This window comes from Flavobacterium sp. RHBU_24 (assembly GCF_046613695.1).
GTDB lineage: Bacteria > Bacteroidota > Bacteroidia > Flavobacteriales > Flavobacteriaceae > Flavobacterium.
Genome location: NZ_JBKJHD010000007.1, coordinates 58,572 through 70,998 on the forward strand (window position 1 = coordinate 58,572; position 12,427 = coordinate 70,998).

Annotated in this window: 14 protein-coding genes; 9 read left to right on the top strand and 5 right to left on the bottom strand. The window is 43.5% G+C overall.

The window, feature by feature from the left end:
* The first annotated feature begins 78 nt into the window (after positions 1-78).
* From ACLI09_RS08875 to ACLI09_RS08885, 3 genes are all read left to right on the top strand, one after another.
* The gene (locus tag ACLI09_RS08875) at positions 79-1,767 is read left to right on the top strand and encodes a ribulokinase (protein ID WP_411419252.1); all 1,689 of its coding nucleotides are present in this window, start codon (positions 79-81) and stop codon (positions 1,765-1,767) included.
* Positions 1,751-2,455, top strand: a complete 705-nt coding sequence (locus ACLI09_RS08880; RefSeq protein ID WP_411419374.1) for an L-ribulose-5-phosphate 4-epimerase — start codon at positions 1,751-1,753, stop codon at positions 2,453-2,455. The genes ACLI09_RS08875 and ACLI09_RS08880 overlap by 17 nt, the downstream gene beginning before the upstream one ends.
* A gap of 88 nt (positions 2,456-2,543) precedes the next feature.
* The gene (locus ACLI09_RS08885; RefSeq protein ID WP_411419253.1) at positions 2,544-3,707 is read left to right on the top strand and encodes an aldose epimerase family protein; all 1,164 of its coding nucleotides are present in this window, start codon (positions 2,544-2,546) and stop codon (positions 3,705-3,707) included.
* A 102-nt stretch (positions 3,708-3,809) separates the two neighbouring features.
* Here the strand turns inward: ACLI09_RS08885 and ACLI09_RS08890 are convergent, their stop codons facing one another.
* The 3 genes from ACLI09_RS08890 to ACLI09_RS08900 form a co-directional block, all read right to left on the bottom strand.
* Positions 3,810-4,013 carry a hypothetical protein gene (locus ACLI09_RS08890; protein ID WP_411419254.1) on the bottom strand — a complete coding sequence of 68 codons (204 nt, stop codon included), beginning with the start codon at positions 4,011-4,013 and terminating at the stop codon, positions 3,810-3,812.
* Positions 4,014-4,037: 24 nt separating this feature from the next.
* Entirely contained in the window at positions 4,038-4,694 is a 657-nt protein-coding gene (locus ACLI09_RS08895) for a hypothetical protein (RefSeq protein ID WP_411419255.1), read from the bottom strand.
* Positions 4,695-4,763: 69 nt separating this feature from the next.
* Positions 4,764-5,711 (bottom strand): LysR substrate-binding domain-containing protein, encoded by a 948-nt coding sequence (locus ACLI09_RS08900; protein ID WP_411419256.1) that lies wholly within the window; start codon positions 5,709-5,711, stop codon positions 4,764-4,766.
* A 121-nt stretch (positions 5,712-5,832) separates the two neighbouring features.
* Between ACLI09_RS08900 and ACLI09_RS08905 the strand changes: the two genes are divergently transcribed.
* Together ACLI09_RS08905 and can are read left to right on the top strand one after the other, a co-directional pair.
* Positions 5,833-6,327: a Dps family protein gene (locus ACLI09_RS08905; RefSeq protein WP_411419257.1), complete on the top strand. Its 495-nt coding sequence runs from the start codon at positions 5,833-5,835 to the stop codon at positions 6,325-6,327.
* A gap of 194 nt (positions 6,328-6,521) precedes the next feature.
* On the top strand, positions 6,522-7,163 hold the full coding sequence (gene can / locus ACLI09_RS08910) for a carbonate dehydratase (protein ID WP_411419258.1): 642 nt from the start codon (positions 6,522-6,524) through the stop codon (positions 7,161-7,163).
* Between the two features lie 71 nt (positions 7,164-7,234).
* On the opposite strand, the gene ACLI09_RS08915 is transcribed toward can, so the two are convergent.
* Both ACLI09_RS08915 and ACLI09_RS08920 read right to left on the bottom strand, forming a co-directional pair.
* The gene (locus ACLI09_RS08915; RefSeq protein ID WP_411419259.1) at positions 7,235-7,864 is read right to left on the bottom strand and encodes a hypothetical protein; all 630 of its coding nucleotides are present in this window, start codon (positions 7,862-7,864) and stop codon (positions 7,235-7,237) included.
* A 143-nt stretch (positions 7,865-8,007) separates the two neighbouring features.
* A complete protein-coding gene (locus ACLI09_RS08920) occupies positions 8,008-9,213 on the bottom strand; it encodes an LETM1-related biofilm-associated protein (RefSeq protein ID WP_411419260.1) in 1,206 nt (401 codons plus the stop codon).
* Positions 9,214-9,345: 132 nt separating this feature from the next.
* On the opposite strand from ACLI09_RS08920, the gene ACLI09_RS08925 reads away from it, so the two are divergent.
* The 4 genes from ACLI09_RS08925 (at position 9,346) to ACLI09_RS08940 (ending at position 12,425) form a co-directional block, all read left to right on the top strand.
* On the top strand, positions 9,346-10,542 hold the full coding sequence (locus ACLI09_RS08925) for an NAD(P)/FAD-dependent oxidoreductase (RefSeq protein WP_411419261.1): 1,197 nt from the start codon (positions 9,346-9,348) through the stop codon (positions 10,540-10,542).
* A 234-nt stretch (positions 10,543-10,776) separates the two neighbouring features.
* Entirely contained in the window at positions 10,777-11,373 is a 597-nt protein-coding gene (locus ACLI09_RS08930) for a DUF4142 domain-containing protein (RefSeq protein ID WP_411419262.1), read from the top strand.
* A gap of 43 nt (positions 11,374-11,416) precedes the next feature.
* Positions 11,417-11,578 (top strand): lmo0937 family membrane protein, encoded by a 162-nt coding sequence (locus ACLI09_RS08935; protein ID WP_411419263.1) that lies wholly within the window; start codon positions 11,417-11,419, stop codon positions 11,576-11,578.
* A 124-nt stretch (positions 11,579-11,702) separates the two neighbouring features.
* On the top strand, positions 11,703-12,425 hold the full coding sequence (locus ACLI09_RS08940) for a hypothetical protein (protein ID WP_411419264.1): 723 nt from the start codon (positions 11,703-11,705) through the stop codon (positions 12,423-12,425).
* Positions 12,426-12,427: the final 2 nt, after the last annotated feature.

Genomic DNA, 12,427 nt, shown 5'->3' on the forward strand with positions numbered 1-12,427 from the left:
ACAAGTGTAAATTTTACATTTATTAAAAATGAAATACTATATTTGTAAAAAATAAGGATACACAATTTTTAAGCGGATATGAAAAAATACGTAATAGGATTAGATTATGGTACTGACTCCGTTAGGGCGGTACTTATAGATACAGATAATGGGGCAGAGCTGGCATCTGACGTGCACATGTATGCCCGCTGGAAAAAGGGAATGTACTGCGACCCGCAGGCAAACCGTTTCCGCCAGCACCCGCTGGACCATATTGAAGGATTAGAAAAGACCATAAAATCAGTAGTCGCTACCAGCGGGGTAAACCCTGAAAGTGTGGTGGGTATTTGTATAGATACTACAGGTTCGTCGCCCGTGCCTGTAGCTCAGGACGGTACGCCGCTGGCATTGGTACCGGGTTTTGAAGAGAACCCTAATGCCATGATGGTATTGTGGAAAGACCATACCTCTATAAAAGAGGCTGGCGAAATAAACCACCTTGCTGCAACCTGGGGCGGGGAGGACTTTACAAAATTTGAAGGCGGTATCTATTCTTCTGAATGGTTCTGGGCTAAGATATTGCACATCGTGCGTGAGGATGAAGCCGTTAAAAACGCGGCCCATACCTGGATGGAGCACTGCGATATTATGACCTACCTGATTGCCGACCAAAAAGACCTTAAAAGCTTTAAGCGCAGCCGCTGCGCCGCCGGGCATAAAGCCATGTGGCACGAAAGCTGGAACGGGCTTCCGCCGGAAGAGTTCCTTTCGCAACTGCACCCGTACCTGGCTTCGTTACGAAATAATCTTTACGACGAAACCTTTACCAGCGATGTGGTTGCCGGTAACCTTAACGCCGAATGGGCTGCAAAGCTGGGCCTTACCACAAGCACAGTAATTGCGGTGGGCACGTTTGACGCGCACAGTGGGGCAGTAGGGGCGAAGGTAGATGAGAACGTGCTGGTACGCATTATGGGCACATCAACCTGCGATATTATGATATCCCCGGCTGAAGTTATCGGTACCAATACCGTAAAAGGTATTTGCGGCCAGGTAGACGGTTCGGTTATACCGGGCCTTATCGGCCTTGAGGCGGGGCAGTCGGCCTTTGGCGACGTGCTGGCCTGGTTCAAGGGCATCCTTTCATGGCCTATTGATAACCTTGTAATGACATCATACATCCTTACGCCGGAACAAAAAACAAAACTTGCCGATGAGGTAGATGCTAATTTTATACGCACACTTACCCAGCAGGCCGAGAACATTCCGCTTTCTGAGGCGTTACCAATAGCATTAGACTGGGTTAACGGCCGCCGTACCCCGGATGCCAACCAGGAGCTTAAGGCTGCCATGAGCGGATTATCGTTAGGTACCAAGGCGCCGCACATCTTTAAGGCGCTTGTAAACGCCATCTGCTTTGGCTCTAAGCTCATTGTAGACCGTTTTGAGAGCGAGGGCGTAAAAATCAACGCGGTAATAGGCATTGGGGGAGTGGCACGCAAGTCGCCTTTCATCATGCAAACGCTTGCCAATGTGCTTAACATGCCTATTAAAGTTGCCGAAAGCGACCAGGCTCCTGCACTGGGCGCGGCGATATACGCAGCTGTAGCAGCCGGTGTATATGGCGATGTGATAGAAGCCAGCAAGAAAATGGGTTCTGACTTTGAGGCGGAGTATTTCCCGCAGGCTGATACAATCGAGAAATATGAAGAGCTTATGCAGTCGTACAGGCAGCTGGGTGATTTTGTTGAAAACTCTATAAAGCAGAAAAATTATGAGCTTATATAAAAGCCTGAAAGAGGAGTGTTATGAGGCTAATATGCAGCTTGATGCCCTTAAACTGGTTATCTATACCTTTGGTAATGTAAGCGCTGTAGACCGCGCGCGCGGGATATTTGCCATTAAGCCCAGCGGTGTTCCGTATGAAGTTTTAAAACCTGAGGATATTGTTATCCTTGATTATGATAATAACATTGTAGAGGGTACCATGCGCCCTTCTTCTGACACTAAAACGCATGCCTACCTGTACAAGCACTGGGAAAAAATAGGCGGTATTGCGCATACGCATGCTACTTATTCGGTTGCATGGGCGCAGTCGCAAATGGATATCCCAATCCTGGGGACTACCCATGCCGACCACCTGACCGCCGATATTCCGTGCGCACCGCCTATGGCCGATGCGCTTATAGCGGGTAATTATGAGCACAATACAGGCATCCAGATTTTAGACTGCTTTAAGGATAAAGGCATATCTTACGAAGAGGTAGAAATGGTACTTTTAGGCAACCACGGGCCGTTTACCTGGGGCAAAAACGCGGCTAAGGCCGTATACAACAGTAAGGTGCTTGAGGCGGTTGCCGAGATGGCCTACCTTACACGCCAGATAAACCCTGGTGCGCCGCGCATGAAGGATTCACTAATACAAAAACATTATGACCGTAAGCATGGAAAAGATGCATATTACGGCCAAAGTTAGTATATTTATTTTACCGGAGTTGCCCGGAAGCTTCACGGGTTTTTAGGCAATGAAGTTAAAGTAACGCTATAATCAAACAAACAAACTCATGAAAAATGTAAAAATTGCTCTTTGCACGCTGCTTTTTGCAGGATTGCTGTTTAGCTGCAAAGAGGAAAAAAAAGAGGAAGCAATGACTGAACAAACAGCCGCCGCCGCTAAAAGCGCGATAGAAAAATCGGATTATGCCACTACTGCCGAGGGCGTAAAGATTGAAAAGTATACCCTTACCAATGCCAACGGCATGAAGATGGAAGTTATTACCATGGGTGGGGATATTATTTCGCTTACCGCGCCCGATAAGGACGGTAAATTTGAAGATGTAGTGTTAGGCTACACCACCCCTGAGATTTATGAAAGGAACCCGTATTTTTTTGGCGCTATTATAGGACGCTACGGCAACCGTATTGCTAAAGGTAAATTTAGCCTTGACGGGAAAGAGTACCATCTACCGGTAAATGACGGGCCTAACTCGCTGCACGGCGGTAAAGGCTTTGATAAAAAGGTATGGACAGCCGAACCTGTTGAAGGGGCCGAGCCATCAATAAAGCTTAGCTACACTTCTAAAGATGGCGAAGAAGGCTACCCGGGCAACCTAAAGGTTGTTGTTACCTATACGCTGACTAACGACAACGCCCTTGAAATAAAATATGAGGCCGAAACCGATAAGAAGACTGTAGTAAACCTTACACAGCACAGCTACTTTAACCTAAGCGGCGAGTTTAAAACGATACTTGACCATGAGGTGGAAATTAAGGCGGATAAATTCCTTCCGGTAGATGCCACGCTGATACCTACAGGCGAACTGAAAGCCGTAGCAGGCACGCCATTTGACTTTACAACGCCGAAGGAAGTAGGCAAAGATATTAATTCGACTGACGACCAAATTAAAAAAGGCGGCGGATTTGACCATTGCTGGGTGTTTACCGATAGCAGCAACACGGTAAAAGAAGTTGCCAGTGTGTATCACAAGGCGTCGGGCAGGTTTATGCAGGTATATACTGACCAGCCGGCAATACAGTTTTACAGCGGTAACTTCCTTGATGGCAGGAACGCTTCTAAAACGGGCGGGAACTATGAAAAACGCAGCGGCCTGTGCCTTGAAACACAGCACTACCCCGATGCGCCTAACCAGCCTAAGTTCCCTACCACCACGCTTAGCCCCGGTGAAAAATACAACACCACCACTATTTACAAATTCTCGGCTAAATAAGCCACAATAATAATTGTTAGGTTAGTTACATAAGTTTGGGTTACTTATTTGCTAATGTTGACCGGTCTCTGGCAGGAGACCGGTTTTTTATTTATAAAATATTCACTTTATAAACCTGCTTTTATTCTTGAGCCACCAGTCTGCTTTAGACTCCTTAGCTAAATCATCAATATCATTTTCTTTAGCCTGTCTTTTTGCGGTAATTTCCCTGAACTTTAAATAATCTAAAATCCTTTGCAGCCCGCTAATATCTCTGTCAGCAGACAACCGGATAAGGATTTCGCTATTTGTTCTTTCAACTTGCATATTTCAATGTAAGTCAGGTCGTATTTACAGTTTTTTAGCGGTTGTAAAATTTTTATTTTCCTTATTGTAAAATTCAAGTTCGTTATCAGAATTAAGGATAAAATATTCACCATTAGAGCCACCATTTTTATAGTCATATCTTATACCGTTGTCAACAGTTTTTTCTGTAAGTTCCTCATCGTTTTGTTGACCATCTTTAAATAACGTTTTTAGAAACGTCTTTTTATTTTTTTTATAGATTACGTATTTATCGAATGTATATTCATCTTCATCCCATTTCCCAACAATTTCTCCGTCCACGCTATCCGCATTTTTTTTTGCATTTAAATCCTGTTCGGATGTAGAACCTAAAATATCGATTTCCAATTCTGGATCAAAATGACTTGTTGCCCATGAAGCAACGGCATGGACATCTTTAATAACGTAAGAAATATAAAATCGTCTTTGTTTGGGTTTTGAATTAAATAATTCTTCCGCAAGTGTAGCAATTTGTCCTTCAGTTAGCTTCTGATTTAATTCAACAGTAAGTTGATTTTTCTCAATTGTTTCATCACTCTCATCTTCAACTATTTTATATGAAAAATTATCAGGCAGAGGTTCTTTCTTGTATTTCCCTATTGTATCGCTTCCACAAGAAGTTAAAATAAGGCATATTAAAAGGCTAATTGCAAATGATTTCATAGTTTATTGGTTTGTTATGGTTACAAATTAAATTTGATATATAGGTATATTAACAGGACTCACAACTGCCTACTTCCTCCCCGTAGGGCTCACAATCGCCACATCCTGAAAGGCAATGGCGCCACGCACCACGCCGGTTATTACGCTGCGCAGGGCATCAATAATTTGTATCTTGAGTTCTTTTTTGTTGTAGATAAGGCTTACCTCGCGGGATGGTTGTGGATTGGCGAAGAAGCGCAGTTTTTCGGTGGCTTTTGCATTCAGGTCCAGCGTGTGCAGGTAGGGCAGGAGCGTCATGCCCAGGCCTTCGTCGGCCAGGCGTATCATGGTTTCAAAGCTGCCGCTCTCAATCTGGAAATGGTTTTCATTTGGTAAATTACTGGCCCGGCAAATGTTAAGCACATTGTTGCGGAAACAGTGCCCGTCCTGCAACAGTAGTATGTTGTTAAGGTTGGCCTCAAGGTCTTCTACCTCAAAGTTTTTCTTGGCGTAGGCAGGGTTGTTTTCGGGTACGTAAGCCACAAAAGGCTCGTAGTAGAGCACCACTTCCTTAATGGTTTCCTCGTCGAGCGGGGTGGCGGCAATAGCGGCATCCAGCTGGTCGTTTTTCAGCATTTTTATAATTTCCTCGGTGTTGCGTTCCTCGATGATGAGGTTTACCTTGGGGTATTTTTTTATAAAATTTGCCATAAACATGGGCAGCAGCGTGGGCATAACCGTTGGGATAATCCCCACCCGGAAATCGCCTCCTATGTAGCCTTTTTGCTGGTCTACAATATCTTTAATCCGGCCGCTTTCGTTAACAATGTTCTTGGCCTGGTTTACTATTTTTTCACCTACATCGGTAAGCTGTATGGGTTTCTTGCTGCGGTCAAATATTTGTATGCCCAGTTCTTCCTCCAGCTTTTGTATCTGCATGCTCAGGGTAGGCTGTGTAACAAAGCATTTTTCGGCAGCAAGGGTAAAATTTTTGTGTTCAGCTACGGCAAGTACATACTGAAGTTGTGTAATGGTCATGGTGCGGAGTATAGATATTTATGATAAAATTATAAAAACTATTGATATTTCCTATATATATTATGGCTAAATTTACATAACTTTATATAGCTAAAAACTTACAATACATAAAACCATTACTATGGCTACAAAAACAAAGGCAACCAATATTTTAGGGCTTCCGGTAGAGGAAGCGGTAATGATTGCGGCAGAACTGAACATACTGCTTTCGAACTTCCAGGTATACTATCAAAACCTGCGCGGCCTGCACTGGAACATCCGCGGCAAGCGTTTCTTTCAGCTGCATGTAAAATTTGAGGAACTGTATAACGATGCCCAGCTTAAGATAGACATGGTTGCGGAGCGGGTGCTGACACTTGGCGGAACACCACTGCACACCTTTGAAGATTATATTGCAAACAATAAACTGAAAGTGGGCAAAGACATAAGCAAGGATACCGAAGCGGTGGGCCTTATTATGGACTCCCTGGCCGACCTGCTTAAAATAGAGCGCGTGATACTGGAAGAGTCGGACAGGATAAACGACGAGGGCACTAACAGCATGATGAGCGACTTTATTAAGGAGCAGGAAAAAACCATGTGGATGATGAAAGCCTGGAGCGAGGAAGAGATTTAAATAAGTCGAAAGTCATAAAGCCACAAGTCAAAAGAATGCATGGCCAATTTGTTACTTCGATTATATGATTTTGAAGAAACAGTATGAAAAGGCATTTGTGAAAATTGGTGTAATTCGCGGCAAAAAATAATTTTGCACCCGTATCTTTACAAAACATTATCAACCCGCGCCTTGCGCCCCAAAATTTGATTAAAATGAGCCACGACGATTTTTACTTACAGATACTAGAAAACAACAAGGAGTGGAGCAGGAGCAAACTCGAAGCCGACCCCCAGTTTTTTGAACGCCTTGCAAAAGGGCAGGAGCCGCCATTACTTTGGATAGGTTGCTCTGACAGCCGCGTACCTGCAAATGAAGTAATAGGCGCGCTACCGGGTGAGGTTTTTGTGCACCGCAATATTGCCAATATGGTAATACACAGCGATATAAACATGCTTAGCGTGTTAGACTATGCTGTTAACGTGCTTAAGGTAAAACATGTAATTGTGTGCGGGCACTACGGCTGCGGCGGCGTTAAGGCTGCCATGGGCAACCAGAGCATAGGTATTATTGATAACTGGATACGCCATATTAAAGACGTATACAGGCACAACCATGCCGAACTGGATGCCATTGCCGATGAGCACGAACGCTTTGATGCCTTTGTAGAAATAAATGTAAAAGAGCAGGTTTTTGACCTTGCCAAAACCAGCATTGTGCAAAATGCCTGGAAGAACGGCCAAAACCTTGCACTGCACGGCTGGGTATACGGCCTTGACACCGGTATTGTAAAAGACCTTGATGTAAACTTTAAAGACAATGCCGACCTGGATAAGGTTGACCGCCTGAAGTTTTAAAAATCTTTAGAAAGATGTATATGCCCCTTGCTGTTGTAAGGGGTTTTTTATTTGCATCGGGTTATGACCAGCTATCGGCCAAACCATATTTCTATATACCCAGGGCTAACATTCGCGTCTGAGTATTGTTTTACTGGTACTTGGTTCACTGAAGAATTATATTTAACTACTTCACCTAATTGTTGAGCCTGCACTTTATCTTCCGCGTAAAAATATCGTATCTCTAGTCCATCAGGGCGTCCATTATCAGAGATTACTTTGCTTCCTAAAACTTTGAACCCGGCATTTAGCAACTCATTTTCACAACGGTTAAATGACTTTTTCTTATCCTGATTTCCTGCTAAAATGTAAATCCTGCTATTGGAAACAATTGGCGTTGTAAAGTCTGTGGCCTTTACTTGAGGGACAATTTTAGTTGTGTCATTATCTATACTCATAGTATATCTTTTAACCCCGTCTTTAACACTTTCGTCTTTAATTAAATTAGTCTCTGTTAAAAGCTTTAAAGCGTCAATCCTATCATCAGAAGATGATGATTCTAATACTTTTAATACCAAATCAGAATTAAACTTTTGCTCTGCAAGCTCAAGTTGTGACTGGCTCGTCAAATAGCCGCTGACTATCCCGCCAATTATTGTGAACAATGCTGCAGTTACTGTTAATCCGCCGGCAATTAATGCGGTTCTAACTTTTTCGGTCATGATATTAGTTTTAAGGGTTGTGTTAAAAGTAATATATTAATGGTGTTATAAAAATACCTAATAGAGTGTATTTTACAGTAAGTTATTAATAATGAGTTTTATACCTTGAAATAAGGCGATAACAACCATCAACCACCAAACCATCACCCATTATCCTCCTTGTCTAAATTCTCGTTCAGCACGCTGGGCAGCAGTTGCGGAATAAATTTAATAAGCAGTGGTAAGAGCAGGCTGCCGCCGGGCAGTAAAAATATGGTAAGCGAGGGTACCGTCTTGCAGATTTCCAGCAGCTGCTTTTTTATCTTTTTTTTCTCCTTGGCGTTAAGGCTGCGGTGGGTAGAGTGGGTAAGCAGTACTACGAGTTCGCCGTTGTTACTTAGTTCCTTAACCAGGCGGTTCTTGTTGCGGATAATCAATTGGCTTACGCTTTGCGCCGCATGGTCATAAAAATGCTTTACCGGGTTGCTGTAGTTAAAAAACGGGATGTGCTTACGGTTCAGCTTTATAAACACGTCGTAGCTGGCAATGCTTTCGGCGGGGGCATCGTCGCGCAGGCCCAGGCGCTCGTTAAGGCGGTACATAAAGTCAATTTCGCTTTGGTGCGCACGGCCGTCGCTCCATATTGCCATGGCAGCCATATCGAGTAAATAGTTCTTCTCTGATTTTGACTCAAAATAGTCAAACCCGGCGTTTTCAAGGCTGCCAGTACTAACGGCGCTCAGCTTGGTGTAGCGCACACTGGCTTCAAACAGGCGGATGAGCAGGTCGTCGTACTGCGTTTTTTCTTCCTTGCTGTTCAAAGCCAGTGTAACTATGGTAACTACTGCTTCCTCCAGCTTTTTAATGTATTTCTGTGGCTTTTCAAGGTCCAGGAGGTATTGGCGAAACGCCAGCACATCCATAAAAAGCAGGGCATTGGTAAGTATGTGGCTAAAGCTGCGGCTGATAATGTTATCGTTGGTACGTATGCGCACATCCAGCAGGTTCTCAAGCTCATGGCTTTGTGGTGATGAGGGCAGTACCTTTTTAAGCAGCGCAAAGCTTTCGGGCTGCATCTGCTTATAAAACGGAATGGCGCGTTTTATAAAATCGTCCGTGTCAGATTCTTTTGTAATAAGCCGGTATACATCAAAGAGGATGCTCATCAGCGCAACCTTGGTAAGTTCATGCGTGTCCCACTGCTTTACTTCGCTGTCGTCTATATTTTCAAGGATAACCACGTGTCCGTATATAAAGCCGCTGTCTCGAATGGCCCGGTAAAGGTCATGCGAGTTTTCATATACGGGCAGCCGGCCCTTCAGTTTCCCGAAGAACTTGTCTATCCAGCCGCTGGCACTTGGGTTAATCATCTACTTTAAATTACAGTACAAAGCTATAGAAAATATAGCAGCTTTAACAACCGTTAAATATATCTTATAATTGATTTCCTGTTAAATTATTGATTACCAAAAGAAATAACTTTACCTCACAAACTTATATATATGACACTTAAAGCAGGATACCCCTTTTGGCTGATAAAGCACGGCTTGCCCTTTACTTTTCCTAAACTGGAACACGACCTTGAAACGGATGTAATAATACTGGGCGGAGGCATATCGGGAGCATTAGCACGCTACTACCTGGTGGAAGCCGGGGTTAAATGCGTTACACTCGATGCCCGCACCATAGGCCTGGGCAGCACCAGCGCCAGCACATCATTACTGCAATATGAAATAGATGTGCCCCTGTATGAGCTTACCCGGATGATAGGCCGCGAAAAAGCCGAACGCGCGTACAAGCTCTGCGCCCGCGCCATAGACGAGCTGGCCAAGATTACAAAAAAAGTAGGCATCAAATACTTTGAGCAGAAAAAAAGCCTGTATTATGCCGCTTATAAAAAGGATGTGGCCTGGCTTACCGAAGAGTTTGAGGCCCGTAAAGCGGCTGGTTTTGATGTAGAATGGCTATCGGCTGACGAAGTGCAGGAGGAGTACGGCTTTACCTCATTTGGCGCAATACGCTCGGCCTGCGCGGCACAAACCAATGCCTATATGCTGGCGCACTGCCTGCTGCAATATAAATATACCGAAGGTGATATATTTGACCGCAGCCCGGTAACAGACATAAAGCACCATAAGGATGGCGTGACCCTTAAAACAGAAAATGGCTATACTGTAAAGGCGAAAAAGATAATTTATGCCGTGGGCTATGAGGTTGTCGATTTTATTGATAAACCTATTGTAGACCTGTTAAGCACCTACGCAGTGGTGAGCGAGCAGTATAACGAACGTAATTTCTGGAAGGATGAGCTGCTGATATGGAATACTGCCGACCCTTACCTATATGTGCGCACCACGCCCGATAACCGCGTGCTCGTGGGCGGCAGGGACGAAAATTTTAGCGTAGACTGGAAACGCGACCGCCTGATAAAAAAGAAAACAAAGCAGCTTACCGCCGATGTAAACAAGTTGTTTCCGCACCTTGACTTTAAGCCCGAGTTCAGCTGGACGGGTACATTTGGGTCTACTAAAGACGGCCTGCCCTATATAGGCGAATATCCCGGCAAGCCAAACGGCTACTTCTCGCTTGGCTTTGGCGGCAATGGCATTACCTTTAGCCAGATAGGTGCCGAGATTATCAGGGATATGATAACAGGCAAGGACAATTCCGATGCTGAGTTGTTTAGTTTTGAACGATAGTCCCATATCCATGCCCTCCTTAGAAAAAGGATTCAGCATCTTTCCCCGGTTGTTTATTGGTATGGTATCCAGCAGGGTATGTGGCCTGGCGGCCTTTCGTTTGGCAGGGGGAACCGCAGGTAAGGCCTTACAAGTTTAGCATTCCTGTAACACTCAATTGTGATAACGCTAACAATGCCACATGGTTATAAGCAGTAATTTAGCCATATACAAAAACATAAAAACAAACCTATTATGAAAAAGACCACATTATTTGGCAAATTATTTCTTGGCGCTGCGGTAGTAACTATGTCGCTTGGCGCGGTAAGCTGCAAAGAAAAACAGAAGGATTCTGAAGAAGTTGCTGAAGAAACAAACGACGAAACTTTTGAAAACGCAGAGAACGACAGCCTGGAAGATGACTCTGACTATTTAGTATTTGCTGCCGAAACCGACCTTAAGGAAATTGAGCTGGGCAAGCTCGCACAACAAAAAGGCCTGCATGCCGAAACAAAAGCTTTTGGCAAAATGATGGAAGAAATGCACACCAAAGCGTTAAACGAACTTAAAACGACTGCGGCGGCTAAAAACATTACCATACCACAAACAATTACCGAAGACGGCCAGGAAGCATGGGATAACCTTAATAAAAAAGAGGGGCATGATTTTGATGAGGCGTATGCTGATGATATGGTAGACGGCCATGAAAAAGCGATAAACAAAATTGAGAAAGCGGCTGATAAAGCACAGGATCCGGATATTAAAACGTGGGCTGCCAATATGCTGCCTAACCTTAAAAGCCACCTTGAGCAGGCTAAAACCTTAGAAGCTACGGTAGATGCTGCTGACTAATTAACGAAAACACCAAACTTACAATAACCTAAAATAAATCATTATGAGAAATATACTATACGTAATTATCGTATTATTAGTAATTGGCTGGGCATTAGGCAGCTTCGCATTCCATGTAACAAGCGGTCTTATCCACATACTACTGGTAATTGCAGTTATCATGCTAATATTTAACCTTGTAGGCGGCAGGAACAGGACACTGTAACACACTTGCTGCTATACAACAAAACGCCGTTGAGTTTATACTTAACGGCGTTTTTGTTTTACCGTATTTTGATATTATAGTTTATTTATTACATTTGAAAATTATATAACAATCAATTACCCGTATGCGAAATTCCATTAGGCTGTTTGTCTTCGCAGCTATTCTCTTTATCTTGTCTTTGTTTTTAATAATAACCGCACTGACAAAATTATCGGTTTCGACCGAGGTTTATGAAGCCACAATAGAAAAAGCAGAAAATGACGACCTCTCTAAATATGATTATTTTAAACTTACCGATGCTTATATTTTGCCCTATGCAGGCATTTATGAAATTGAGGAAATAAATAAAACAGTAACCGAGATTGTGTACCCGGTTGTAAGCGCGGCATATCTTGAAAAAGCCCGTAACGCTTATCGTAAAACCCATAACAATGAATTTGATGAAGATGGCTTTAATGAATGGTTTGAAGACTATAAAGTAAAGCCGAAATTTTACGTAAAGGCCAATGTACCTAACATGAGCGAAAGCCGCATGATAGATATGCTGCTTGCCGACAGCGTGAGCAAAAATATTGAAGGCCTGAGGATAACGTCTTTTATTGATATGAGCGATAACATTAGTTCAGGCTACAAAGAGATGGGCATAACTACCGAAAATGCAGTATTTATTAATGAGGGTGTGAACCCGTTTAAAGCTAAAGAAGACGCCAAAATAGGCCTGGTACCGGGTTGTGTTTTTCTGCTTGTGTCGTTGATACTTTTCTTTTTAGGAAAGTCAAATATTAAAAAAGAAAAAAAGAGGCAGCAATTAATCGATATGTACAGTTCTAACCCGCAAACACGCTAATA